This is a genomic window from Brevundimonas albigilva (assembly GCF_023573565.1).
Taxonomy (GTDB): Bacteria; Pseudomonadota; Alphaproteobacteria; order Caulobacterales; family Caulobacteraceae; genus Brevundimonas; species Brevundimonas albigilva.
Map to the genome: position 1 here is coordinate 2,191,188 of NZ_CP097649.1, position 24,187 is coordinate 2,215,374.

A 24,187-nucleotide genomic window follows, 5' to 3' on the forward strand; every position below is an offset into this window, starting at 1 on the left:
GCATGGCCTACAAATCCCTGCGCGACTTCATCGATCAGCTGGAAGCCCAAGGCGAGCTGGTCCGGGTGACCGAGCCCGTGTCCACCGTGCTGGAGATGACCGAGATCCAGACCCGGCTGTTGCGCAACGGCGGGCCGGCGGTCCTGTTCGAACGGCCGGTCATGCCGGACGGGACGATCAGCCCCATCCCCTGCCTGGCCAATCTGTTCGGCACGGTGAAGCGGGTCGCCATGGGGGTGACGCTGGAGGGCAAGTCGCGCACCACGGCGGGCGAGCTGCGCGAGGTCGGGGAGTTGCTGGCCTTCCTGCGCAATCCGACGCCGCCGCGGGGCCTGGGCGATGCGATGGAGATGCTGCCGCTGGCGCAGACCGTCATGTCGATGCGGCCCAAGACGGTGAAGAAGGCGCCGGTGCAGGAGGTGGTGCTGAAGGGCGACCGGATCGACCTGACGGCCCTGCCTGTCCAGTCGTGCTGGCCCGGCGAGCCCGCGCCCCTGATCACCTGGGGCCTGGTGGTGACCAAGGGGCCGTCGGACGACCGCGAGGACGACTTCAACCTGGGCATTTATCGGATGCAGGTGCTGGGCAAGGACAAGGCGATCATGCGCTGGCTGGCGCACCGCGGCGGGGCGCAACACTACGCCCGGCACAAGAAGGCCGGAAAGCGCGAACCCCTGCCCTGCGCCGTCGTGCTGGGCGCCGATCCGGGGACCATCCTGGCGGCGGTGACGCCGGTGCCGGACACCCTGTCGGAATATCAGTTCGCGGGCCTGATGCGCGGCGCCAAGGCCGAACTGGTCGCCTGCAAGACCGTGCCGCTGATGGTCCCGGCCCAGGCCGAGATCGTGCTGGAAGGCCATGTCCTGCTGGACGAGTTCGAGGACGAGGGTCCCTACGGCGACCACACCGGCTATTACAACTCGGTCGAGAAATTCCCGGTGTTTCAGGTCAGCGCCATCACCATGCGGCGCGACCCGATTTATCTGACCACCTTCACGGGACGGCCGCCGGACGAGCCGAGCGTGCTGGGCGAGGCGCTGAACGAGGTCTTCATTCCCCTGCTGCGCCAGCAGTTCCCCGAGATCGTCGACTTCTGGCTGCCGCCCGAGGGGTGCAGCTACCGGATTGCCGTGGTGTCGATGAAGAAGGCCTATCCGGGCCACGCCAAGCGGGTGATGCTGGGCGTGTGGAGCTACCTCCGCCAGTTCATGTACACCAAATGGGTCATCGTGGTGGACGACGACATCGACGCCCGCGACTGGAAGGACGTCATGTGGGCCATCTCGACCAAGATGGACCCCGCGCGCGACATCACGGTGATCGAATCGACGCCGATCGACTATCTGGATTTCGCCAGTCCCGAGAGCGGCCTGGGGTCGAAGATCGGCCTCGACGCCACCGACAAATGGCCGCCCGAGACCAAGCGCGAATGGGGCGAGGAAATCCGCATGGATCAGGACGTGATCGAGCGGGTGTCGGAGATATGGGACCGGCTGGGATTGCCGGGTGACGGCGCGCCGATCTGGAAATAAGCTCGGCCTTTGACCGCCGGGGGGCGATTTGAGCGCGTTCGAATTCTATTTCAGCTTCTACGGTCTGGCGCTGGGCCTTTCGGTGGCGGTGATCGCCACCGGCCTGGCGACGGCCATCCAGCATCGCAAGGCCATCCGCATCGGCTGGCTGACGCCGCTGCTGGCGCTGTTCGTCGGCCTGGACATCGCCACCTTCTGGGATGCGGCCTGGCACGCCTTTCGCGACGCGCCGTTCAGCTATGGGATGCTGGTGATCGGCCTGGCCATCGCCCTGGTCTATTTCATCGCCGCCTCCCTGGTGTTTCCCCACCAGATCGAGGACGGGCTGGCGCTGGACGAGCATTTCTGGGCCAACAAGAAGATCGTGCTGCTTCTGACCACGGCCGCGAACACGATGATGGTCGCCGTCTCCGCGTTTCAGGTGCTGGGCCAGCCGGGCGCGGGGATGATTCTTCTCAACTACGCCATCGCCTATCCGCTGTATCTGATCCTCATCGTCCCGGCGGCGCTGACGCGCAGCAAGCGGTGGTTCGCAGGGCTGGTCGGCCTTCACGTGCTGATCTATCTGGCGATCGCCTGCCTGCCGGCGCCGCAATCGCCGCCCGCGCAAGACAGCCAGGGGCCCGCCGCCGCGACCGCGCCCTGACCGGACCCTGCCTTGCCATGAAGGACCGCTCCATGCGTCATGCCCCGATCTTCGCCGCCTTGTCCGTTCTGATTGCGAGCCCCGCCATGTCCCAGCCGCCGTCCCTGCCCAACGCCGCCCCCTGGGATCAGGCCTTCCTGCCGCCGGCGCCCGCCTGGGACGGCGCGTCGAAAGCGCTGCTGCGTGACGCCTCCGACCCGTGGGTCACCGCGTTCGAGGCGGATGCGGCGCACGATTTTTCGCCGATCTATGTCGACACCCGCGCCTGGTTCGACCGGCTGGACCAGGCCAGCGAGTTGATCCGCATCGAACAGTTCGGCGTCTCGCCGGAGGGGCGGCCGATCTATGCGGTGATCGCGTCCAAGGACGGAGCCGCCTTCGATCCGGCCAAGCCCGTTCTCATGATCCAGGCGGGCATCCACCCCGGCGAGATCGACGGCAAGGACGCGGGCATGATGCTGCTGCGCGACATCGCCTTCTACGGCAAGGACGGGCTGCTGGACCGGGTCAACCTGATCCTGATCCCGATCCTGAGCGTGGACGGGCATGAGCGGGCGTCCGCCTATTCGCGGCCCAACCAGCGCGGCCCGCGCATCCAGGGCTGGCGCAACACGGCGACCAACCAGAACCTGAACCGCGACTATCTGAAGCTGGACCAGCCCGAGATGCGGGCCGTGCGCGGCCTGATCCTGAAGTACCGGCCCGATCTTTACGTGGACGTCCACGTCACCGACGGCATGGATTACCAGTACGACGTCACCTATGGCTTCAACGGCGAGGACGGCGCGTTCAGCCGGTCGCCGAACAGCTCGGCCTGGCTGGATTCGGTGTTCAAGCCGGCGATGAACGCGGCGCTGGAGCGCGAAGGCCATATCCCCGGCGAGCTGGTTTTCGGCATGGACGACGACGACCCCCGGGCGGGGCTGAACGACGGCGGCCTGGGCGAGCGCTTCTCCAACGGCTGGGGCGCGGCGGCGCATGTGCCGACCATCCTGATCGAGAACCACAGCCTGAAGCCCCACGAGCAGCGGGTGCTGGGGACCTATGTCTTCATCGAGGCGGCGCTGAGGCTGCTGGCGGACCAGGGCGCGGCGCTGCGGGCGGCGACCGAGGAGGACAAGGCCCTGCGCCCCGCCGAGATCCTGGCCAATTTCGAGCAGGAGGACGCCCCGTCCTCCACCCGCGCCTTCAAGGGCATCCGCTACGAGATGGTCGACAGCGCCGCGTCGGGCCGCAAGGAAATCCGCTGGCTGGGCGAAGCCGATCCGGAAATCTGGTCCCTGCCCTTCTATGGCTCCAGGCCGACGCTGACGCTGAAGCGCCCCGCCGCCTACTGGGTCCCCGGCTATCGCGCCGACATCATCGAGCGGCTGAAGGCGCACGGGATCGAGATGGAGGCGGTGAGCGAACCCCGCACCATCGCCGTCTCCATGCTGCGCTTGGTCGATCCCAAGCTGGCGACCCGCGCCAACGAGGGCCACGTCCAGGCCTCGGTCGAGGCGGTCGAGGTCGAGGCTCGCGACTGGATCTTCCCCGCCGGTTCGGTGCGGGTGTCCACCGACCAGCCGCTGGGCGACATCGTCGTGCTGCTGCTGGAGCCGCAATCCAGCGAGAGCTTCTTCGCCTGGGGGATGTTCCCCGAGGTGCTGAGCCGGGTCGAATATATCGAGCCCTACGCCATCGCCCCGCTGGCGGACCGGATGCTGGCGGCCGATCCGGCGCTGAAGGCCGAGTTCGAGGCCAAGCTGGCGGCCGAGCCGGGCTTCGCGGCCGATCCGCACGCCCGTCTGGCCTGGTTCTATGAGCGCACGCCGTTTTACGACGACCGCTATCTGCTCTATCCGGTCGGGCGCGAGGACTGATCGATGATGACCGAAGCCCTGATGCACGCCCTGCAGGCCGCGGCCCTGTGGAGCGGCCTGCTGATCCTGATGCTGCTGGTGCTGTCGGGCATGGTGGTCAGCGGGAGACGGCGGCACATGGTGTCGTTCGGCGATGGCGGCCATTCCGACCTGCTGGCCGCCAGCCGCGCCTTCGGCAACTGCGTCGAATACGCCACGCCCGGCATGGCGGCGATGGCGCTGCTGGCCCTGGTCAGCGGCCAGGCGTGGATGGTCCATGCGGTGGGCGCGACCCTGCTGGCGGGCCGCATCCTCCATGCGCTGGGCCTGATGCTGCAGACGGGCCCGTCCATCGGCCGGGTGCTGGGCATGGCGCTGACCTGGATCGCCCTGCTGTCCGCCGGCGTCGGCCTGATCGCCTACGGGGTGCTGTGACGCCGGTTGCGGCGACCGGAGGGGTCCGCCATATCGGGGCATGACCGAAGTCCTGTCCGGCGCCCCGGCGTCCGTTTCTCCCGAAATCCTCAACGACATCGTCCAGGCCGCGCTGACGGCCGGCGCCGACGCGGCCGAGGCGGTGACGGCCGACCGCCAGTCGCTGTCGGTCGGGGTGCGCAACGGCCGGCTGGAGGACGTGGAGCGCGAGGAGTCGCGCGACCTGGGCCTGCGGGTCTTCGTCGGCAGGCGCCAGGCGACGGTGTCGGCCTCCGACCTGTCGCCGGCGACGCGGGCGCGGCTGGTGGAGCGGGCCGTCGCCATGGCGCGGCTGGCGCCGGAAGACCCCTATGCGGGCCTGGCGCCGGAGGAGCGGCTGGCGCGCGGGCCGTTCGCGGACCTGGACCTTTTCGACCCGACCGAGCGCGGCGCGGCCGATCTGGAGGCCGCCGCGGCCGAGGCGGAAGGCGTGGCCCTGGCCGTGCCGGGCGTGGCCAAGTCGGAGGGAGGGCACGCCTCCTGGTCGTCCAGCCGCTGGCGGCTGGTGACCTCTGGCGGCTTCGACGGCGCCTATCAGGGCTCGGCCTATTCGCTGGGCGTCGGCGTGATCGCCGAGAAGGACGGGGCGATGGAGCGCGGCGGCGAGAGCCGCACGACGCGGCACCTGTCCGACCTGCCCGGCGCCCCGGCCATCGGCGACTTCGCCGGGCGGCGCGCGGTCGCACGGGTCGGCGCGCGCAAGATCGCCTCGACCACCGCGCCGGTGATCTTCGAGAACCGCGTGGCCGGGCAGATCGTCTCCCCCGTCGTGGGGGCCATCGCCGGGCCGTCGATCGCGCGCGGCACCTCCTTCCTGAAGGACCGGCTGGGCCAGCGGGTGTTCGCGCCGGGGGTCGATCTGATCGACGATCCGTTTCGGCCGCGCGGCCTGGGCTCCACCCCCTTCGACGACGAGGGCGTGGCGGTTCAGGAACGCAAGCTGTTCGACGACGGCGTCCTGACCACCTGGCTGATGAACACGGCCTCGGCGGCGCAGCTGGGCCTGGCCAGCACCGGCCACGCCTCGCGCGGGCTGGCGGGACCGTCGGGCGTCTCGACCCACAATCTGCACATGGCGCCGGGCGAGCGGACGCTGGCGCAACTGATGGCCGATGCAGGGACGGGGCTTCTGGTCACCTCCATGTTCGGGCCGTCGCTTAACGGCAACACCGGCGACTGGTCGGCCGGGGTGTCCGGCTTCTGGTTCGAGGAGGGAGAGATCGCCTATCCGGTCAGCGAGGTGACGGTGGCCGGCAAGCTGACTGACCTCTATCTGCGCCTCCAGCGCGGCTCGGACCTGGAGTTCCGGGGCGCCTTCAACGTGCCCAGCCTGATGTTCGACGCGGTGGCCATCGCGGGCAAATGACGGACTGGAGCGCCGATCTCGAACTGATCCGGCAGGCCGCCGTCGATGCGGGCGCCCTGGCCCTAGCCGAGCGCGAGGGGGGGCTGAAGATCGAGGCCAAGCCGGGCGGGTCGCCCGTCACCAGCGGCGACCTGAAGGTCGACGCCCTGCTGCGCGAACGGCTGCTGGGCGCGCGGCCCGACTATGGCTGGCTGTCGGAGGAGACGGCGGATTCGCCCGAACGGCTGTCGAGACGACGCATCTTCGTGGTCGATCCCATCGACGGCACGGTGGCCTACATGAAGCGGACGCCGTGGTGGTGCGTGCCCATCGCCGTGGTCGAGGACGGCGAAGTGGTCGCCGCCGTGATCCATGCGCCCGAGGTCGGCGAGACCTATGCCGCGACGCGCGGCGGCGGCGCGACGCGGAACGACCGGCCCATCGCGGCGTCCGACGCCGATGCGCTGGAAGACGCGTCCTTCCTGGGCGACGCGCGCCTGATCGAGGGGCCGCACTGGGCCGAGCCCTGGCCCAGCGTGCGGTTCGAGAAGCGGAACGCCCTTGCCTATCGCATGGCCCTGGTGGCGGCCGGCGCCTTCGACGCGGCCATTGCGCTTACGCCCAAGTGGGACTGGGACGTGGCGGCCGGCAGCCTGATCGCCCAGGAGGCCGGCGCCGCGGTCAGCGACCACCATGGCCGCCCCTGGCGCTTCAACCGCCCCGACCCGCGCCAGGCCAGCCTGGTCTGCGCCGCCCCGGCGCTGCATCCGCAGATCGTCAGGCGGTGCCGCGACGTGCCGATGGGCGGCTGATCTTCGTCCTTCCGGGGCGTCCGCAGGACGAACCCGGAACCCAGGAGGCATGCATCAAGCGCTCAATGTCGCTGGCGGCGTGACTGGAGCCCTGGGTTCCGGGTTCCTCGCTGCGCTTGGCCCCGGAATGACGACCGTCTTTGCGACCTAACCCAGCGCCGCCGCGTAAGCCTCTGGCTTGAAGCCCACCAGGCGGCGGTCGCCCAGGTCCAGGACCGGGCGCTTGATCATCGAGGGCTGGGTCAGCATCAGGGCGACGGCCTTGTCGCGGTCAAGGTCGGTCTTGTCGGCGTCGGGCAGCTTTTTGAACGTGGTGCCGGCGCGGTTCAGCACCGTCTCCCAGCCGTGCTCGTCGACCCATTGCTCCAGCTTGGCGCGGTCGGCGCCGGCCTTCTTGTAGTCGTGAAAGGCGTAATCCACGCCGTGCTGGTCCAGCCAGACGCGGGCCTTCTTGACGGTGTCGCAATTGGGGATGCCGTACATCGTGATCATCCCCGCCTCCTAGCCGCTCAGAACCGCTTCGTCAGCCCCACGCTGACCACCCGGCCGCGCGGGTCGGCGACGACGGGGTCGTAGCCGAGGGCGAACTGGGCCAGCGGCGGGTCCTCGTCGGTCAGGTTGACGACGCCCAGCGACAGGTCGAGGTCGGCGCCGACCGCGAGGGTGTAGAGCAGGTCCATCGTCGTCTGGCTGGCGATGTCCGGGTCGGTGACGCCGCTGCGGTCGTTTTTGTAGCCGGAGGTGTAGTGGACGAGGGCCGTCAGGCTGTTGGCCGCATCGGCCCACGACAGGGCGAACTCCCCGCGATCCTGGGGCAAAGAGCGGCCGAGGGTGTTCAGATTGGTCGAGCCCAGGCCCGAGGTGGCGGCGGCGCCGGGCGTCAGGCGGATGTCGTAGCGGTCGACATGGGTCCAGGTGGCGGATGCGCGGGCGACGCCGCCCAGCAGGTCACGCGAATAGCGGGCCGAGAGGTCGAGGCCTTGCGTCTCGATCGACGAGGCGTTGGTGAAATAGAGCTGGACAAAGGTCAGGGCGCCCGCGCCGGAGCGGGTGACGCGGGCTTGCGCCGGCGTGCCGGTCAGGCCCGCCGCGTCGTCGGCGGCGGCCTGGTCGATGATCGCCTGGGCCGATTCCTTGACCACCAGGTTCGTGTAGTCGAAGCGCCAGGCGTCGAGGCCGAGCTCCAGCCCGGGCAGCGGCCGCCACAGGGCGCCCAGGGTCAGGCTCTCGGACTCCTCCGGCTTCAGGTCCGGATCGCCCGAGGTCAGGGTGTTGACGAAGACGAAGGCGCCCCGGTCGAACACCGACGGCTGCGACGCCTGGGCGCCGGTCAGGGCGTAGACGGAGGGGGCGCGGAAGCCCTGGCTCCATGAGGCGCGCAGGGCCAGGGCGTCGTTCGCGTCCCAGCGCACGGCGACCTTGGGGCTGAGCTTTCCGTCGTCGCCGTCGTAGGATTCATGGCGCGCGGCCAGTTGCGCCTCGATACGATCGCCCAGATGCACGCGGGCCTCGGCGAAAGCGGCCAGGGCTTCCTGATCGCCGTCGAAGTCGGGGGAGTAGCCGGCGGTCAGCAGGTCGCCGGCGTTGACCCGGTCGCTCCAATCGTGGCGGAAGGTGCTGCGGCGGTACTGAGCGCCCAGGGCGACGTCGATCGAGCCGCCGGCCCAGGCCAGGGCCTGGCCGCCGGTCGAGGCGTCCAGGGTGATCAGGCCCGCCGCGCCGCGCAGGCCGACGGAGCCGATCAGGCTGTCGACCAGGTCGGCGTCATTGGCCGTGCCGGTCCCCAGATACGCGCTGCCGAAAGGGTTGAAGTAGCGGCAGGCGCCGGCGCCGGGCGTTCCGGTCGTCGGGTCGCAGCCGGGGCCGCCGAGACCGTTCAGGGCGTTCTGCAGGGCGCTGCCGATGGCGTCGGGCTTATCGTAGGCGACGTGCTGGCGGCTGGCGGTGGCGGACACATCCCAGGTCCAGCCGGTGGAGAAGTCGCCGGACAGACCGCCGGCGACGCGCCAGGTCTCATAGACGAAGTCGGCGACCGAGGCGCCGGCCTCGGCGCCCAGCAGGCGGCCGCGGAACAGCACGGCCTCGCCGAACGGATTGTCGGGGTGCGAGGCCGGCACCGTCAGGCTCTGCGCCAGGATCGGCAGGGACGGCGACTGGCGCGCGACGGTCTCGGTCGAGGACCAGGCGCCCTGGAGCCACAGTTCGGCGCCGGCCAGCGGACGGCGGTAGTCGGCGAACAGCTGCGTGCGCGTCTCCTCCGGGACCAGGTCGAAGAAGTCGGAGTAGTCCAGGCGGCAGAAGCTGTCGGTCGGGCTGTTGCGATAGGCCTCGGCGAAGGCGGGATCGTCGCAATCGGGGTCGGGCGCAAAACCGCCCGTGCCGGGGCGGAAATAGGAACCGGGCTGGCCGTAGCTGGTCACGGCGGTCCACGGCGCGCGGCCGTAGGTCTCGGCCTGGGTGAAGGCGCGCTCGTCCGAGCCGAGGGCCGACCGGTGGAAGTGCGAGGCCGCCAGGGTCAGGTCGCCGCCCAGCAGCGACAGGCCGCCGATGGCCTCGATGACCGATTCCTCGGAACCGTCGGCGACGGCGTATTTGGCGCTGATCTCGGGGCGGGTCACGCCCTTGCGGGTGATGAAGTTGACCACCCCGGCGACGGCGTCGGAGCCATAGACGGCCGAGGCGCCGTCCTTGACCGCCTCAATCCGCTCCAGCGCGATCATCGGCACCAGGGAGTTGATGTCGACGAAGGCCGAGCCGTCGGTGGCGACCACCGCGCTGTTGGTCCAGCGCTGGCCGTCGATCAGGACCAGGGTCGAGCCCAGGCCGAGATTGCGCAGGTTGAACTGGGCCGTGCCCGAACTTTGCGGCTGGTTCAGCTGGTCGACCTGGGCCTCGGAGCCCGAGTTGGCGGTCAGCAGCCGCACCAGTTGCGAAGCGTCGGAGACGCCGGCGGCGGCGAAGGTCTGACGGTCGATCACATCGACCGGGGCCAGGCGGTCGCCGCCGGCGATGCGCGAGCCGGTGACCACCACCTCGTCCAGGGACGCCGGTTGCGAAGTCTGGGCCCGGGCCGGCTGCGCCAGAAGGCAGGCGGCGATCAGGCCGGCGGAGGCCGCGCTTCCCTTAAGAGCCAGGCGTCGATGCATGAGGTCCTCCCGTCGAATCCGGAGGCGGCTTCTAGACAGGCTTCGCCGTTTGCGAAAGTGCAAAGAGTCGATTTTGCAAATCCGCCGCGCTTGACGAGCGACCACGACCGCCTCACGGTTATCTTTTCTAACCACGACGAGCGCCGACGATGAAACTCTATGCCCATCCCTTCTCGTCCTACTGCCAGAAGGCGATCGTCGCCTTCTACGAAACGGACACGCCGTTCGAACTGCGCCACCTGGAAGCGCCCGGCGCGGCTGAAGAACTGGCGGCGCTGTGGCCGTTGAAGCGGTTTCCGGTGCTGACGGACGGCGACGCGACCATCGTCGAGGCCACGGCCATCATCGAATATCTGGCGGCGACACGGCCCGAGGCGGCGTGGCTGATTCCGGCCGATCCGGTCGCGGCGGTCGAGGCGCGGATGATGGACCGGATCTTCGACAACTACGTCAACGGCCCGCAGCAGGCCTTCGTCTATGACGCCCTGCGACCGGAGGATCAGCGCCACCCGGCCAGCGTGAAGGAGGCGGCGGCGATGTTCGACCGGATCTATCCGTGGCTGGACGAGCGGATGAAGGGCCGCGCATGGGCGACCGATCACGGCTTCACCCTGGCGGACTGCGGGGCCGGGCCGGCGCTGTTCTACGCCGACTGGACCTATCCGATCCCGGAGAAGTTCGAGGCGCTGAGGGCCTATCGCGCGCGGCTGCTGGCGCGGCCGGCGACGGCGCGAGCGGTGGACGAGGCGCGCAAGTATCGCAGCTACTTCCCGCTGGGCGCGCCCGACCGCGACTGAGCAGGTGAGGACGGGCGCGCGACCTGCTAAGGTTCAGTCCATGACCCTGCGATTCCTGGCCCTGAGCGCCTCCGCCCTGATCGTCGCCGCCTGCGGGCACACGCCCGTCAGTTATGAGGAGACGTCGCTGGCCGCCGCGCGCGCGGCCGACAATGTGTCGACGCCGGGGACGCAGGAAGGCTGGGACGCCGGCAACCGCGCCTATCTGGAATGGAACGGCGCGCGTCGCGGCTGGACCACCACGGAAAGCGGCCTGCAGTATCGCCGCGTCGGCAGGGCCCATCCGGACGCGCCCCAGCCGAGCGCGACCGATACGGTCAAGGTTCACTATCGCGGGACCTTCATCGACGGACGCGAGTTCGACAGCTCGTATTCGCGGAACGAGCCGGCGTCCTTCCCGCTGAACCGGGTCATCAAGGGCTGGACCGAGGGCGTGGCCCTGATGCACGTCGGCGAGACGTTCGAGTTCGTGATCCCGTCGGACCTGGCCTATGGCTCGCGCTGGGTGGGCGGCGGCGAACTGCCGCCGAACTCGACCCTGCGGTTCACCGTCGAACTTCTGGAGGTGAATCCGGCCGGCTGACAGGACAGTCGGTCGCGGCGCGGAACGGGCGCCGGGCGGCTATCGTTGGCCCGTCATGATCCGCGCCCTCCTCCCCGCCGCCTTCGCCGCCTTGATGTCCCTGCCCGCCGCCGCGCAGGACCGGCCGACCTATGGCCCGCGGCTGGAGGGCTACGACTATCCGCATCCGGTCAGGGTCCACGCCTTCGACAGCCAGCGCCAGCCGCTGGAGATGACCTATATGGACGTGGCGCCGACCGGCCCGGCCAATGGGCGCACGGCGGTGCTGCTGCACGGCAAAAACTTCTGCGCCGCCACCTGGGCGCCGACCATCGCGGTGCTGGCCGAAGCGGGCTTCCGCGTCGTCGCCGTCGATCAGATCGGCTTCTGCAAGGCGTCCAAGCCCACCGGATACCAGTTCAGCCTGCCGCAGCTGGCGGCGAACACCAAGGGGCTGCTGGACGCGCTGGGGGTCGAGAAGGCGGTGGTGATCGGCCATTCGATGGGCGGCATGCTGGGCGCCCGCTTCGCCATCCAACACCCGGAGGCGGTCGAGCGGCTGGTGCTGGTCAATCCGATCGGGCTGGAGGACTGGCAGGCCGAGGGCGTGCCCTATGCGACGCTGGACGCCGCCTTCGCGGGCGAGCGCCGGACCACCTTCGACAGCATCAAGGCCTATCAGCGGCGCTTCTACTACGATGGCGACTGGCGGCCCGAATACGATGCGCCGGTCGAGATGCTGGCGGGCTTGTACGCCGGGCCGGGCGGCGAGATCGTCGCGTGGAACCAGGCCCAGACCTCGGACATGATCTTCACCCAGCCGGTTGTCCACGAGTTCGACCGCATCAACGCGCCGACGACCCTGATCATCGGCGGGACCGACCGCACCGCGCCGGGCGCCAATCGCGCGCCGGAAGCGGTCCAGGCGCGGCTGGGCCTCTATCCCCAGCTGGGCCGACGGACCGCCGAGGCGATCCCGAATGCGCGGCTTGTCCTGTTCGACGACCTGGGCCACGCGCCGCAGACCGAGGATCCGGACCGCTTCCATCAGGCCCTGCTGGAGGCGCTGGCCGAACCTGAGGGTTGACGCCGGCGGGGGTGCGGCGGACTGTCGCGCCTTTCGCGTCAGCCTGAAGAGTATCCCATGTCCCGATCCCGCCTGAGCGCCGCCGGCCTGGCCCTCCTTCTGCTCACCTCGACCGCGCCGGCCGCGCTGGCGCAGGATGGACCGGGCGCCGCGCCGCCGGCCCTGCCCATCAGCCTGCCGCCGATCCCGGCGGTGCGGGACGTCGCCTATCCGGGCGTGATCCGGCTGGACGTCGATGCGACAAACCTGAGCCAGCACATCTTCGACGTGACCGAGACGATCCCGGTCGCGCAGACGGGGCCGATGACGCTGTTCTTCCCCGAATGGCTGCCGGGCAACCACGGGCCGGTGGGACCGATCGCCCAGCTGGCGGGACTGGAGATCACCGCGAACGGCCAGCGGGTGGAGTGGGTGCGCGACACCCTGCACCCCTTCGCCTTCCACATCGACGTGCCGGCCGGCGCGACCGAGATCGTGGCGCGGATGCAGCACCTGTCGCCCACGGCCGGCGCCCAGGGGCGGATCACCATGACGCCCGAGATGCTGAACATCCAGTGGGAGAAGATGCTGCTGTACCCGGCCGGCCACTGGTCGCGGAACATCACGCTGCAGCCCAGCGTCAAGCTGCCGACCGGCTGGGCCTTCGGCACGGCGCTGGAGCCGGAAACCAAAGACGGCGACGTCCAGACCTTCAAGCCGGTGAACCTGGAGGTGCTGATCGACAGCCCGATGTTCGCCGGGCTGCACTATCGCCAGATCGACCTGGATCCGGGCGGCCGCTCGCCGGTGCGGGCCAACTTCGTCGCCGACAGGGCCGCCAGCCTGGAGGCCACCGACGAGCAGATCCAGACGCTGCGGAACCTAGTGACGCAGATGGACCGACTGTACGGCGCGCGGCACTTCGACCACTACGACTTCCTGATCGCCATGACCGACAAGCTGGGCGGCATCGGCCTGGAGCACCACCGCAGTTCCGAGAATTCGGTCGATCCGGAGTTCTTCACCGGCTGGGACACGCATCTGGGCGACCGGGACCTGCTGTCGCACGAGATGAACCACTCGTGGGACGGCAAGTGGCGCCGCCCCGCCGACCAGTATGTGCCCAACTTCAACACGCCGCTGCAGAACAGCCTGCTGTGGGTCTATGAGGGCCAGACGCAGTATTACGGCCAGGTGATCGCGGCCCGATCCGGCCTGCTGACCAAGCAGCAGGCGATGGACAGCCTGGCGATGACGGCGGCCACCTACGACACCCGCGTCGGACGCGAATGGCGGGCGATGCAGGACACCACCAACGATCCGATCATCAGCCAGCGCCAACCCAAGGGCTGGCTGAGCTGGCAGCGGGACGAGGACTATTATTCGGAAGGCCAGCTGATCTGGCTGGATGTGGACACGACGATCCGCGAGCGGACCAATGGGCGCAAGTCGCTGGATGACTTCGCCCGGGCCTTCTACGGCATCGAGGACGGCAGCTATGACCCGAAGCCCTACACCTTCGAGGACGTGGTGGCGGCGCTGAACGGCGTGGTCGAGAACGACTGGGCGACGTTCCTGCGGACGCGGCTGGACGGGCACGGGCCCGGCGCGCCGCTGGACGGCCTGGCGCGCGGCGGCTGGCGGCTGACCTACGCCGAGACGCCCAGCGACTATCAGAAGACGCTCTACAAGGAGCTGAAGCGCAACGACTTCACCTATTCGCTGGGCTTCCAGACGGGGGATTCGAACAACATCCGCAGCGTCCAGTGGGGCAGCCCGGCGTTCAAGGCGGGACTGGCGATCGGCATGGAGATCGTGGCGGTCAACGGCCGCGCCGCCGACGCGGACGGCATCGCCGAGGCGATCACGGCGGCCAAGGACCCGGCGACGCCGGTCGAGCTGATCGTGAAGGACGGCGACCAGTACCGCACGATCCGCTTCGACTACCACGACGGCCTGCGCTATCCGCGGCTGGAGCGGATCGAGGGGACGCCGGACCGGCTGGGCGACATTCTGACGCCCCGTCGGCGCTGACCGCGGGTTGACGAAGGGGAGGCGCGCGGTCGAGGTTGCGCCTCCCCTGTTTCAGTCCGGATGCCTCGATGTCGCGTACACGCCTGACCGCCGCCTGCCTCGCCGCCCTGATCTGCGGCGCCGCCTCGCCGGTTCTGGCGCAAGACTTCCGGTCCACGCCGGTCGTGACCGATCCCAGCCAGGCCGCCCTGGCCCTGCCCCGGCCGCAGCCGGCGATCCCCGCGCCGGCGGACCGGGCCTATCCCGGCGTGATCCAGTACCGCGCCGACGTCAGCGACCTGGACCGCCGCATCGTTCAGGTGGAGCAGACCATTCCGGTCGCCCAGGCCGGGCCGCTGACCCTGCTGTATCCGAAATACCTGCCGGGCAACCATGCCGCGACGGGACCGATCCAACTGCTGTCGGGGCTGACGGTCACGGCGAACGGCCAGCGGTTGGACTGGGTGCGCGACACCCTGGACCCGTACGCCTTCCATCTGGACATCCCGGCGGGGGTCGCCGCCATCGAGGTGCGGTTCCAGTGGCTGACCCAGCCGCCGGGACAGTGGCGGGTGACGCAGGCGCCGTCGATGCTGAACCTGCAGTGGGAGAAGGCGATCCTTTACCCGGCCGGCCATTTCGCCCGCCGCATCGCCGTGGCGCCGTCGGTGCGCCTGCCCGCCGGCTGGACCCAGGCCTCGGCTCTGGCCGCGACGCCGGGCGAGGACGGCTGGGTGCGGTTCGCCGAAACCGACCTCTACACCCTGATCGACAGCCCCGTGTTCGCCGGGGCGCATCACCGGCGGATCGACATCGACCCCAGCGGCGACCACGTCTGGCTGAACCTGTTCGGCGACGAGGCGAAGAACATCCAGCCCAGCGCGGAACAGCTGGGCTACTACGAGGCGATGGTGACCCAGGCCGACCGCCTGTTCGGCGCGCGCCATTTCGACACCTACGAGTTCCTGTTCGGCCTGACCGATCAGATGGGCGGGATCGGGCTGGAGCACCACCGCAGTTCCGAGAACACCTCGGCGCCCGACTTCTTCAGCGCCTGGAACAAGAGCGCCGGCGACCGCGCCCTGCTGCCGCACGAATACACCCACTCGTGGAACGGCAAGTTCATGCGGCCGGCTGACGAGCTGACGGCCAACCACAACGTCCCGACGCAGAACACCCTGTTGTGGGTCTATGAGGGCCAGACGGAATACTGGGGCGACGTGCTGGCGGCGCGCTCTGGCCTGCACTCGCCGGACGAGGCGGTGGCGCTGCTGGCGACCATCGCCGCCTTCTACGACAACCAGCCGGGCCGCGAATGGCGGCCGCTGCAGGACGTCAACAACCACAATCTGCTGGGCTATCGCGTGCCGGGGCAGTGGACGTCGTGGATGCGGGGCACGGGCGACTATTATCGCGAGAGCCTGCTGATCTGGCTGGACGCCGACACCCTGATCCGCGAGGCGACGAACAACCGCCGCTCGCTGGACGACTTCGCCAAGCGCTTTTTCGGGCATGACGACGGGTCGTGGGCGCCGCAGGGCTATACGTTCCAGGATGTGGTCGCGGCGTTGAACGCCGTGCATCCGCACGACTGGGCCGGCTTCCTGCGCGAGCGGCTGGACGCGGCCGGGCCGGAGGCGACGGCGCCGCTGGCCGGGATCGAGCGGGCCGGATACCGCCTGACCTACGTCGACGACCTGACGGCCACGGAGAAGGCGGTTCAGAGCGGCTGGGCCAACGACTTCCAGTATTCGCTGGGCTTCACCCTGTCGGGCGACAAGATCAACGCCGTGCGGTGGGGAAGCCCGGCCTTCGACCAGGGGATCGGCGCGGGCTGGACCCTGACGGCGGTGAACGGCCAGGCGGCCTCGGCCGAGGTCCTACGCGAGGCGGTGACGGCGGCGAAGGGGACGGACGCGCCGATCGAACTGCTGGTCAGGAACGGCGAGCGCTATCGCACCGTCGCCTTCGACTACCACGACGGGCTGCGCTATCCGCGGCTGGAGCGGATCGAGGGGACCCGCGACCGGCTGGCCGACATCTATGCGCCGAGGCGGCGGTAGGGAGGACTTTCGCCCCCACCGCCGTCATCCTCGGGCTCGACCCGAGGATCGGAGGATCCGCCGCTTGTGCGAAGACGGGGAGGTCCGTCGCCTCAACGCCCGATCCTCGGGTCGAGCCCGAGGATGACGGAAGCAGGGGTGCGCGCTCCTGCTTCCGATCAATGACCTCAGCGCTTGTCCAGGCTCCACGCGCCGGGGCCGGCGGTGAAGATGTACAGGAAGACGAAGCAGAACAGGATGGCCGCGTCGCCGCCGTTGGCCGCCGGATAGGGGCTGGAGGGGAAGTGGAACATCCAGTAGGCGACGGCCATCTGGCCCGAGGCGATGAAGGCGGCCGGGCGGGTGAACAGGCCCAGCATCAGCAGCGCGCCGGTGACCAGTTCGATGATCGCGCCGACGCCCATCAGCGAGGCGATCTCGACCTCGCCGGGCTGGGCGCCCTCGGGAAAGCCGAACAGCTTGACGACCCCGTGGGCCAGGAACAGCAGGCCCGCGACGATGCGCAGGGCCGCCAGGGCGCGCGGCGACCAGCCGCTGACCGATCTCGCCATATCGATATCTCCTTACCCGGATCGCGGACGCCCGCACGGGTCGTCCGGCCAAGCCAAGCTTGACCGGACAGGTTGATCCCAAAACTCAGGCTGCGTCCACCAGCACGATCTCGGCGTCCGACAGCGCCTTGACGGTGACGACGTCTTCCTGGGCGATGGCGGCGCCGTCGCGGGCGTTCAGGCGCACGCCGTTGACCTCGACCTCGCCCTTGGCCGGGACCAGATAGGCGCGGCGGGTCGAGCCCAGCGGATAGTCGGCGCTGTCGCCGGCGTTCAGCGTGGCGGCCACGATCCGCGCGTCGGTGCGGATCGGCAGGGCGTCGTCATCGCCTTCGAAGCCCGAGGCCAGGACCACGAACCGGCCCGACCGCTCGCCCTTGGGGAAGGGCTTGGAGCCCCAGCTGGGCGCCTCGCCGCGCCTGGTCGGCTCGATCCAGATCTGGAAGATGCGGGTCAGGTCGGGTTCGGCGTTGTACTCGGCGTGGCGGATGCCGGTCCCCGCGCTCATCACCTGGACGTCGCCGGCCACGGTGCGGCCCTTGTTGCCCAGGCTGTCCTCGTGGGTGATGGCGCCGTCGCGGACATAGGTGATGATCTCCATGTCGGCGTGGGGATGCGGCGGGAAGCCCGTGCCGGCGGCGATCTCGTCATCGTTCCAGACGCGCAGATTGCCCCAGCTCATCCGCTTGGGATCGTAGTAGTTGGCGAAGGAGAAGTGGTGTTTGGCGTTCAGCCAGCCGTGGTCGGCGCCGCCCAGGCCTTCGAAGGGTCTGCGTTCGATCATGGTTCAAGTCCTCCGCGCCGGACCGTTCCGGCGCTGTTGCTTGACGCCAAGATAGCGATCGGCTTCGGTTCAGAAATAGAAACGCTCGAAACTCATCGTTTCCGGAGAAGTCATGTCGCGCCTGCCCGATCTCGAGGCCCTGGCCGTCTTCGCCAAGGTGGCGGAGGCCCAGTCCTTCTCGGGCGCGGCCGAGGCGCTGGGCCTGTCGAAAGCCACGGCGTCCAAGGCGGTGACGCGGCTGGAACAGCAGTTGAAGACGACCCTGCTGCACCGCACCTCGCGCCGTTTCGCCCTGACCGACGCGGGGCGCACCCTGGCGGCGCGGGCGGCCCATATGCTGGCCGAGGCCGAAGGGGCGGTCAGCGAGGCGCTGGACATGTCTGTGACGCCGCGCGGCCTGGTGCGGCTGGCCGCGCCGATGTCCTTCGGCATGGGCTATGTCGCGCCCGCCCTGCCCGACTTCCTGGCGCGCCACCCGGATGTCTCGGTCGATCTGCACCTGTCGGACGAGGTGATCGACCTGGTCGGCGGCGGATTCGATTGCGCGCTGAGGATCGCGGCCCTGGCGGACTCCTCGCTGACGGCGCGTCGCCTGCGGCCGGTGGAGCGGTTCCTGGTGGCCTCGCCCGACTATCTGGCCCAGCGCGGGCGGCCGACGCGCCCGGACGACCTGAGCCGCCACGCCTGCCTGGGCTACGCCTATATGCCGACGCCGGACGTCTGGCGGTTCGTCAACGACGACGGAGAGGAGGCGGCGGTGCGTCCCGCCGGGCCGCTGCGAGCCAACAATTCCGACGCCCTGATCGCCTCGCTGTGCGCGGGCCTGGGCCTGACGCCGCTGCCGGACTTCATCTGCTGGAGCCACGTCGCCGAGGGTCGGCTCGAACCGGTGATGACCGATTGGCGCCTGCCGCCCATCGCCCTGCATCTGGTGGCGCCCAGCAGCGGGCCGCGACCAGCGCGGGTCACGGCCCTGATGGACTTCCTGGCCCGGCGGTTCAGCGGGCCGTTGTGGCCCGGCGACACGGTCGGCCGCTGAGGGTCAGCCGCACTTCACCTCGCGCACGACGCCGGTGGATTCCTCATAGACGAAGTTCACCCGGTTCTCGCGATAGTCCATCGTGGCCGCGCAGGTGGTGCACAGGACGCGGAAGGTCTGGCCCGCGGGCGCCGCCGGAATGGTCGAGCGGTTTCGGCCGACGTAGCTTTGGTAATCCTCAACCTTGCACGGCTTGAAGGCGGTCTGGTCGCCCGGGCCGGGCATGGGATCGGCCCCCTCGACCGGGGCGCAGGCCGACAGGCCCAGCATGCCCGCGCTGAAGAGGGACGTCAGGATCAAGGCGGTCTTCATGGCTGTTCTTCCTTCGTTGTCGCGCCGCGTCAGCCGCAACGCACCTGTTCGATGATCCCGGTCTCCCGGTCGTAGAAGATGTTGAGCCGATAGGCCGAGAATTCCTCGGTGATGGCGCATTCCGTGCAGGTCACGCGGCGGTTGACCACATCCACCGGAACGGGGATCTCGCCGCGCGGTTTCCCGACCAGATACTGCATCTCTCCGGCCTTGCAGAGGTCGGCGGTCGGGGCGGTGGGCATCCGGCTGCCGACAGGCGGGGTCAGTTGCGCCTTTTCCACCGTGCGGGGCGCGGTTTCGTCGGCGGCGGGCGTGGAGGAGCAGGCGGCCAGCAGGGCCGCGCCGGCCAGGACGATCAGGCCGCCTTTTCCCAGCGCCCCTCGTCGGTCTGACGCCAATAGGCCAGCGGCGCGCCCTGGTCCTTCAGCGTCTTCCAGCGGCCGCGCGCGTGCTGCAGCGCCGGTTCGTCCCGACCGTCGAAAATGATGAAGCATCGTTCGAACCCTTCCGTGGCGCCCAGTTCTGCATCGTCGAGAATGAACAGCGCCTGAGCGCCGTTCAGGTTCTCGCCCGTGTCGCTCAGAAGCACGGGCTGGCGCGCGTCATGGGGTCCGCCGGCCTGGCCGTGCGCCAGGAAACCGTCGTCGCGATAGGTCCAGAGCGCCTCGTCGACCGCCTCCAGCCGGGCCGGGCCGGCCTTGACCAGCGCCCGCCAGCCCCGCTCGAGCGTCTTCTCGAGCAGGGTCGGCAGCACCTGATCCAGCGTCGACCGCTCCAGGTGATAGAACCAGACTTCGGGTTTGGTCGTCACGCCCTTCCCCCCTTGCGGGGGAAGGTGGCTCGCGCCAGCGAGACGGATGGGGGGTGACGCCCGGTGTTTCCGCAGGGCCGCGGCGCGCACCGCGTCCAGCACGACGTTCGGATTTCGGCCCGCCGCCTCGTTCGGAAACCTGAGAACTTCAAAGCCCTGCTCTCCCAGCCACGCGTCGCGCGCGGCGTCGCGCTCTTCTCGCAGGCGATGAACGCCGCCGTCCAGTTCGATCACCAGCTTCAGCGCGTGGCAACAGAAGTCGGCGACATAGGGCCCAAGCGGAACCTGTCGTCGGAACCGCAGACCTTCGAGCTGGCGCTCCCGCAACAGACGCCACATGGCGCGCTCGCTCAGCGTCTGCGCCTTGCGGAGGTCGCGGGCCAGAGCATGAGCGCGGTCGTGATGGTGGATGGCCACGGGACGAGGGTATTCCGGCCGAGACCGGGATACACCCCCCATCCGACCCGCTGCGCGGGCCACCTTCCCCCGCAAGGGGGGAAGGAATCAGCCTTCGTACTTGTCGGCCACCATGCGGTCCAGGGTGCGGACGGCGAAGCCGACGCCGCCTTCGGGCACCGTGGGGCTGGGGCTCTTGTTGGCCCAGGCGGTGGGGGCGATGTCCAGGTGGGCCCACGGCACGCCGTTGGTGAACTTCTGCAGGAACAGGGCGGCGGTGATGGAGCCGCCGGCGCGGCCGTTGCCCATGTTTTTCAGGTCCGCGATCTTGGATTCGATGTGCTGGTTGTAGCGATCGGGGATCGGCATCCGCCAGAAGTTCTCGCCCACCTTTTCGGAGGCGGCCAGGATGTTCTCCGAAACCTCGTCCGAGTTGGAGAAAATGCCCGCATAGTCCAGGCCCAGCGCCACGATCATGGCGCCGGTCAGGGTGGCCAGATCGATCATGAACTTCGGCTTGAAGCGGTCCTGGGTGTACCAGAGGGCGTCGGCCAGCACGAGGCGGCCTTCCGCGTCGGTGTTGATGACCTCGACCGTCTGGCCCGACATGGACACGACCACGTCGCCGGGGCGCTGGGCGTTGCCGTCGGGCATGTTCTCGACCAGGCCCAGCACGCCGACGGCGTTCACCTTGGCCTTGCGGCCGGCCAGGGCCATCATGGTGCCGGCCACGGCGGCGGCGCCGCCCATGTCCCACTTCATGTCCTCCATGCCCTCGGCGGGCTTGATGGAGATGCCGCCGGTGTCGAAGCAGACGCCCTTGCCGACGAAGGCGATGGGCTGCTCGCCGGCCGCGCCGCCGTTCCACTGGATCACGGCCAGCTGGCTTTCGCGGCGGCTGCCCTGGCCGACGGCGAGCAGGGTGTTCATGCCCAGCTTTTCCATCTCGGCCTCGCCCAGGATCTCGACGGTCAGGCCCAGGCGCTCCAGATCCTTCACCCGGCGGGCGAACTCGGCCGGATACAGGACGTTGGCGGGCTCGGACACCAGGTCGCGGGCGAACATCACCCCGTCGGCCACCGGCGACAGGGCCTCATAGGCGGCGTCGGCGGCGCGGATGTCGGACGTGACGACGCGCACGGTCTTGATCGAAGGCTTCTTGTCCGCCGTCTCGGTGGTCCGGTACTTGTCGAAGCGGTAGGCGGCCAGGCTGGCGGCGAAGGCGGCGCGGGCGGCCTGTTCGGGCGTCAGGTCGGACGCGTCCAGGGTCAGGACCTCGGCGCCGGACATCTTGGCCGCGGCGTAGGCGTTGGCGCCGAAGGCCTCGACCGCCAGGTCGTCCAGCTTTTCAGCGGCGCCGGCGCCCACCAGCAGGATGCTGTCGGCCTCCACGCCCGCGGGCGCGGCGACGGACAGGGTCTGCCCGGACTTGCCGGTCATGCGGCTCTTGGACAGGGCCTTGGCCAGCGCGCCGCCGGCCGACTGGTCCAGCCCAGGCGCCGCCCCCGCCAGCGCGCGGTCCTCGTGGACCGGAACGGCGAGGATTTCGGCGGAACCGGCGGCGGCGACGAATTCGATCTTCATGCGGCAACTCCAGCCAGGCCCCACCTGGCGTCAGCTTGAAAAAACACAATGGCGCGTCCGCTTGTCGCCGACGCGCCCCGATGTGCTACTAGATGCGCCTCAATATCGCCGCCTGCAACCGGGCGAAGTCCAGCCGCCCATGACTCTGATTCAGCGTTACCTTTTCCGACAGATCTCCCTGCCCGTCGTGGCGGCGTGCGCGGCCCTGGCCGGCATAGGCGTGCTGAGCCAGAGCCTGGACCAACTGGAAGTCATCGTCGAACGCGGCCAGAGCGTGTGGGTGATGATCAAGCTGACGCTGCTGGCCCTGCCGCAGCTGCTGGCGGTGATCCTGCCCATCGGCCTGTTCATCGGCGCCCTGATCGCCCTGACCCGGCTGCAGCGCGAGCAGGAGATGACGGCGGCCTTCGCGGGCGGGATGACGCGCTGGCAGGTCATCGCGCCGACGGCCCGTCTGGCCCTGCTGGTCGCCGTCCTGGCGCTGTTCATCAATCTGTTCATGCTGCCGTGGGCCCAGCACGAGGTGCGCCGCCAAGCCTTCGCCATCCGCACCGACCTGGCCGCCCTGCTGGTCGAGGAGGGCCAGTTCGTCCAAGGCCCCAACGGCCTGACCGTCTATGTGCAGCAGATCGAGCAGAGCGGCCTGCTGGTGAACCTGTTCGTCTATCTGGTCGACGGCGACGAGGTGACGACCTGGAACGCCGGCGAGGCCCGGTTCGGCCGCGACGCGACCGGCCAGCCGATCCTGACCATGATCGACGGCTCGGCCCAGCGCTATTCGTCAAACGGCGTGCTGGAGACCCTGTCGTTCCAGCGCTACGACTTCTCGCTGGCGCCGTTCGCCGACGTGGCCGAAACCATTCGCTACAAGCCGTCGGACCTCTATCTGCGCCAGTTGCTGAATCCCTCGCCGCGGGTGCTGGAGAGCGCCGGATCGCGCGGCGAACTGCTGGCCGAGGCGCATTCGCGGCTGTCGTCGCCCCTGTATGTCCTGGTCGCCATGGCGATGGCCCTTGCGGCCATCCTGGGCGGCGCCTTCAGCCGCAGCGGCTACAGCTGGCGCATCGCCAAGGCGGCGGGCTTCTTCCTGCTGGCCCGGGTGATCGGCTATGGCCTGGTGGCGGCCAGCGCCTGGAACGGATGGATGAACGTGCTGCAGTACGTCGCGCCGCTGGTCGCCCTGGCCATCGCCATGAGGGTGCTGTTCCGCGCGCTGAAGCCGCGCCGCAGCCGGCTTCGGCCCGTCGCCCGTCGCCTGAAGGCGAGGTTCGCATGACGCTGGCCCTGCCTTCCCTGCCCGCGGCGCGCCGTCTGCCCCGCATCGGGCGCATCGAACGCTATGTGCTGATCCAGCAGCTTCGCTCGCTGGCCACGGCCCTGGCCGTGATTTCGGCCCTGGTGATGCTGATCGACTTCGTCGAGGTGTCGCGCGGCGTCGGCTCCAACCAGGACCTGTCGGCCCTGCGCATCCTGGGACTGGTGGCGATCAAGTCGCCGGCGGTGATCGTGCAGCTGTTTCCCTTCGTCTTCCTGTTCGGGACGCTGGGGGCCTACATCGGCCTGAACCGGCGCAGCGAACTGATCGCCATGCGCGCGGCGGGGGTTTCGGCCTGGCGGTTCGTGCTGCCCTCGGCCGGCATGGCCTTTCTGCTGGGCGTGCTGACCGTCACGGTCCTGGGGCCGATGGCCTCGGCGGGGGACGCCATGTGGCAACGCGAACGCGCCCGCATCTCGGGCACGGCGCCCGGCGCGGGACCGCCCGAGGCCATCTGGCTGCGCGAAGGCGACGACCAGCGCCAGATGATCATCCGCGCCGGCCGGCAGGACCGGGCCAACGCCCGCCTGCTGGACGTGACCTTCTTCATCTACACGACCCAGCCCGGCGGCGGGCGCACCTTCTCGGAACGGATCGACGCCCAGTCGGCCGCCCTGAGCGCGGGCCGCTGGCGGCTGCAGGATGCGACCGGCGCCACGGTGGGCCAGCGGGCGGTGACCTATTCCACGCTGGACCTGCCCTCCAGCCTGGCCGACGAGGAGGCGTTCGAGCGGTTCGCCCGACCGCAGTCGACGCCCTTCTGGTCCCTGCCCAACCAGATCCAGCGCATCGAGAACGCGGGGTTCAGTTCGACGGCCTACCGGCTGCGCTTCCAGCAGCTGCTGGCCACGCCGCTGGTGTTCGCGGCCATGTCCATCCTGGCGGCCGCCTTCTCGCTGCGGCTGATGCGGCTGGGCGACATGGCGCGGATGAGCGTGGCGGCGGTGGTGCTGGGGTTCGCCTTCTTCTTCCTGAACCAGTTTTCGGCGGCGATGGGGTCGGCCGAGGTGGCGCCGGCCTTCGTGGCCGCCTGGCTGCCGCCGATCCTGACGGCGCTCGCCGCCTTCACCTTGCTGTTCTATACCGAAGACGGCTAAG

22 protein-coding genes and 1 pseudogene are annotated in these 24,187 nt (G+C 69.5%); 14 read left to right on the plus strand and 9 right to left on the minus strand.

Annotation, left to right across the window (positions count from 1 at the left end; translation table 11 throughout):
- Window positions 1-2 precede the first annotated feature (2 nt).
- From M8231_RS11005 to M8231_RS11030, 6 genes are all read left to right on the plus strand, one after another.
- Window positions 3-1,532, plus strand: a complete 1,530-nt coding sequence (locus M8231_RS11005) for a UbiD family decarboxylase (RefSeq protein ID WP_249749946.1) — start codon at window positions 3-5, stop codon at window positions 1,530-1,532.
- Window positions 1,533-1,560: 28 nt separating this feature from the next.
- Window positions 1,561-2,178, plus strand: coding sequence for a hypothetical protein (locus M8231_RS11010; RefSeq protein ID WP_249749945.1), 618 nt, complete (start codon window positions 1,561-1,563; stop codon window positions 2,176-2,178).
- An 86-nt stretch (window positions 2,179-2,264) separates the two neighbouring features.
- A complete protein-coding gene (locus M8231_RS11015) occupies window positions 2,265-4,040 on the plus strand; it encodes a M14 family metallopeptidase (RefSeq protein ID WP_431307133.1) in 1,776 nt (591 codons plus the stop codon).
- A 3-nt stretch (window positions 4,041-4,043) separates the two neighbouring features.
- On the plus strand, window positions 4,044-4,454 hold the full coding sequence (locus M8231_RS11020; RefSeq protein WP_250201471.1) for an MAPEG family protein: 411 nt from the start codon (window positions 4,044-4,046) through the stop codon (window positions 4,452-4,454).
- A 40-nt stretch (window positions 4,455-4,494) separates the two neighbouring features.
- Complete coding sequence (locus M8231_RS11025) at window positions 4,495-5,859, plus strand: TldD/PmbA family protein (RefSeq protein WP_249749941.1); 1,365 nt, start codon at window positions 4,495-4,497, stop codon at window positions 5,857-5,859.
- A complete protein-coding gene (locus M8231_RS11030; protein ID WP_250201472.1) occupies window positions 5,856-6,650 on the plus strand; it encodes a 3'(2'),5'-bisphosphate nucleotidase CysQ in 795 nt (264 codons plus the stop codon). Before M8231_RS11025 ends, M8231_RS11030 begins: the two co-directional genes overlap by 4 nt.
- Window positions 6,651-6,797: 147 nt before the next feature.
- On the opposite strand, the gene M8231_RS11035 is transcribed toward M8231_RS11030, so the two are convergent.
- Entirely contained in the window at window positions 6,798-7,142 is a 345-nt protein-coding gene (locus M8231_RS11035; RefSeq protein ID WP_249749940.1) for an ArsC family reductase, read from the minus strand.
- A 17-nt stretch (window positions 7,143-7,159) separates the two neighbouring features.
- Window positions 7,160-9,796, minus strand: a complete 2,637-nt coding sequence (locus M8231_RS11040; protein WP_250201473.1) for a TonB-dependent receptor plug domain-containing protein — start codon at window positions 9,794-9,796, stop codon at window positions 7,160-7,162.
- A gap of 149 nt (window positions 9,797-9,945) precedes the next feature.
- Here M8231_RS11040 and M8231_RS11045 point away from each other — a divergent pair, with 149 nt between their 5' ends.
- The 5 genes from M8231_RS11045 (at window position 9,946) to M8231_RS11065 (ending at window position 16,297) form a co-directional block, all read left to right on the plus strand.
- The gene (locus M8231_RS11045; RefSeq protein WP_249749937.1) at window positions 9,946-10,593 is read left to right on the plus strand and encodes a glutathione S-transferase family protein; all 648 of its coding nucleotides are present in this window, start codon (window positions 9,946-9,948) and stop codon (window positions 10,591-10,593) included.
- A 40-nt stretch (window positions 10,594-10,633) separates the two neighbouring features.
- Window positions 10,634-11,176: an FKBP-type peptidyl-prolyl cis-trans isomerase gene (locus M8231_RS11050; RefSeq protein WP_249749936.1), complete on the plus strand. Its 543-nt coding sequence runs from the start codon at window positions 10,634-10,636 to the stop codon at window positions 11,174-11,176.
- A gap of 55 nt (window positions 11,177-11,231) precedes the next feature.
- Window positions 11,232-12,242: an alpha/beta fold hydrolase gene (locus M8231_RS11055; RefSeq protein ID WP_249749935.1), complete on the plus strand. Its 1,011-nt coding sequence runs from the start codon at window positions 11,232-11,234 to the stop codon at window positions 12,240-12,242.
- Between the two features lie 57 nt (window positions 12,243-12,299).
- Entirely contained in the window at window positions 12,300-14,255 is a 1,956-nt protein-coding gene (locus M8231_RS11060) for a M61 family metallopeptidase (protein ID WP_250201474.1), read from the plus strand.
- A gap of 68 nt (window positions 14,256-14,323) precedes the next feature.
- Complete coding sequence (locus M8231_RS11065; protein WP_249749934.1) at window positions 14,324-16,297, plus strand: M61 family metallopeptidase; 1,974 nt, start codon at window positions 14,324-14,326, stop codon at window positions 16,295-16,297.
- A 167-nt stretch (window positions 16,298-16,464) separates the two neighbouring features.
- On the opposite strand, the gene M8231_RS11070 is transcribed toward M8231_RS11065, so the two are convergent.
- Window positions 16,465-16,848, minus strand: a complete 384-nt coding sequence (locus M8231_RS11070; protein WP_249749933.1) for a DoxX family protein — start codon at window positions 16,846-16,848, stop codon at window positions 16,465-16,467.
- A gap of 85 nt (window positions 16,849-16,933) precedes the next feature.
- A complete protein-coding gene (locus M8231_RS11075; RefSeq protein ID WP_249749932.1) occupies window positions 16,934-17,632 on the minus strand; it encodes a pirin family protein in 699 nt (232 codons plus the stop codon).
- A 112-nt stretch (window positions 17,633-17,744) separates the two neighbouring features.
- On the opposite strand from M8231_RS11075, the gene M8231_RS11080 reads away from it, so the two are divergent.
- Window positions 17,745-18,671, plus strand: coding sequence for a LysR family transcriptional regulator (locus M8231_RS11080; protein WP_250201475.1), 927 nt, complete (start codon window positions 17,745-17,747; stop codon window positions 18,669-18,671).
- A gap of 3 nt (window positions 18,672-18,674) precedes the next feature.
- On the opposite strand, the gene M8231_RS11085 is transcribed toward M8231_RS11080, so the two are convergent.
- The 5 genes and pseudogenes from M8231_RS11085 to M8231_RS11105 all read right to left on the minus strand — a co-directional run bounded on the left by M8231_RS11085 (window position 18,675) and on the right by M8231_RS11105 (window position 21,774).
- Complete coding sequence (locus tag M8231_RS11085; protein ID WP_249749930.1) at window positions 18,675-18,983, minus strand: hemolysin; 309 nt, start codon at window positions 18,981-18,983, stop codon at window positions 18,675-18,677.
- 29 nt (window positions 18,984-19,012) lie between these two features.
- Window positions 19,013-19,381, minus strand: coding sequence for a hypothetical protein (locus tag M8231_RS11090; RefSeq protein WP_249749929.1), 369 nt, complete (start codon window positions 19,379-19,381; stop codon window positions 19,013-19,015).
- Window positions 19,339-19,794, minus strand: coding sequence for a DNA polymerase III subunit chi (locus M8231_RS11095; RefSeq protein ID WP_249749928.1), 456 nt, complete (start codon window positions 19,792-19,794; stop codon window positions 19,339-19,341). The genes M8231_RS11090 and M8231_RS11095 overlap by 43 nt, the downstream gene beginning before the upstream one ends.
- A gap of 144 nt (window positions 19,795-19,938) precedes the next feature.
- A pseudogene (locus tag M8231_RS17005) lies at window positions 19,939-20,253 on the minus strand (endonuclease domain-containing protein); the annotation flags it as partial.
- 45 nt (window positions 20,254-20,298) lie between these two features.
- Window positions 20,299-21,774 (minus strand): leucyl aminopeptidase, encoded by a 1,476-nt coding sequence (locus tag M8231_RS11105; protein WP_249749926.1) that lies wholly within the window; start codon window positions 21,772-21,774, stop codon window positions 20,299-20,301.
- A gap of 139 nt (window positions 21,775-21,913) precedes the next feature.
- On the opposite strand from M8231_RS11105, the gene M8231_RS11110 reads away from it, so the two are divergent.
- Complete coding sequence (locus tag M8231_RS11110) at window positions 21,914-23,050, plus strand: LptF/LptG family permease (protein ID WP_249749925.1); 1,137 nt, start codon at window positions 21,914-21,916, stop codon at window positions 23,048-23,050.
- Window positions 23,047-24,186, plus strand: a complete 1,140-nt coding sequence (gene lptG / locus M8231_RS11115) for an LPS export ABC transporter permease LptG (RefSeq protein ID WP_249749924.1) — start codon at window positions 23,047-23,049, stop codon at window positions 24,184-24,186. The genes M8231_RS11110 and lptG overlap by 4 nt, the downstream gene beginning before the upstream one ends.
- The last annotated feature ends 1 nt before the right edge of the window (window position 24,187 follow it).

Bases quoted from the DNA above. Each gene is read 5' to 3' on its own strand.
- M8231_RS11005 (WP_249749946.1), top strand. From the start codon at position 3: ATGGCCTACAAATCCCTGCGCGACTTCATCGATCAGCTGGAAGCCCAA.
- M8231_RS11015 (WP_431307133.1), top strand. From the start codon at position 2,265: ATGTCCCAGCCGCCGTCCCTGCCCAACGCCGCCCCCTGGGATCAGGCC.
- M8231_RS11020 (WP_250201471.1), top strand. From the start codon at position 4,044: ATGATGACCGAAGCCCTGATGCACGCCCTGCAGGCCGCGGCCCTGTGG.
- M8231_RS11025 (WP_249749941.1), top strand. From the start codon at position 4,495: ATGACCGAAGTCCTGTCCGGCGCCCCGGCGTCCGTTTCTCCCGAAATC.
- M8231_RS11030 (WP_250201472.1), top strand. From the start codon at position 5,856: ATGACGGACTGGAGCGCCGATCTCGAACTGATCCGGCAGGCCGCCGTC.
- M8231_RS11035 (WP_249749940.1), bottom strand. From the start codon at position 7,142: ATGATCACGATGTACGGCATCCCCAATTGCGACACCGTCAAGAAGGCC.
- M8231_RS11040 (WP_250201473.1), bottom strand. From the start codon at position 9,796: ATGCATCGACGCCTGGCTCTTAAGGGAAGCGCGGCCTCCGCCGGCCTG.
- M8231_RS11045 (WP_249749937.1), top strand. From the start codon at position 9,946: ATGAAACTCTATGCCCATCCCTTCTCGTCCTACTGCCAGAAGGCGATC.
- M8231_RS11050 (WP_249749936.1), top strand. From the start codon at position 10,634: ATGACCCTGCGATTCCTGGCCCTGAGCGCCTCCGCCCTGATCGTCGCC.
- M8231_RS11055 (WP_249749935.1), top strand. From the start codon at position 11,232: ATGATCCGCGCCCTCCTCCCCGCCGCCTTCGCCGCCTTGATGTCCCTG.
- M8231_RS11060 (WP_250201474.1), top strand. From the start codon at position 12,300: ATGTCCCGATCCCGCCTGAGCGCCGCCGGCCTGGCCCTCCTTCTGCTC.
- M8231_RS11065 (WP_249749934.1), top strand. From the start codon at position 14,324: ATGTCGCGTACACGCCTGACCGCCGCCTGCCTCGCCGCCCTGATCTGC.
- M8231_RS11070 (WP_249749933.1), bottom strand. From the start codon at position 16,848: ATGGCGAGATCGGTCAGCGGCTGGTCGCCGCGCGCCCTGGCGGCCCTG.
- M8231_RS11075 (WP_249749932.1), bottom strand. From the start codon at position 17,632: ATGATCGAACGCAGACCCTTCGAAGGCCTGGGCGGCGCCGACCACGGC.
- M8231_RS11080 (WP_250201475.1), top strand. From the start codon at position 17,745: ATGTCGCGCCTGCCCGATCTCGAGGCCCTGGCCGTCTTCGCCAAGGTG.
- M8231_RS11085 (WP_249749930.1), bottom strand. From the start codon at position 18,983: ATGAAGACCGCCTTGATCCTGACGTCCCTCTTCAGCGCGGGCATGCTG.
- M8231_RS11105 (WP_249749926.1), bottom strand. From the start codon at position 21,774: ATGAAGATCGAATTCGTCGCCGCCGCCGGTTCCGCCGAAATCCTCGCC.
- M8231_RS11110 (WP_249749925.1), top strand. From the start codon at position 21,914: ATGACTCTGATTCAGCGTTACCTTTTCCGACAGATCTCCCTGCCCGTC.
- lptG (WP_249749924.1), top strand. From the start codon at position 23,047: ATGACGCTGGCCCTGCCTTCCCTGCCCGCGGCGCGCCGTCTGCCCCGC.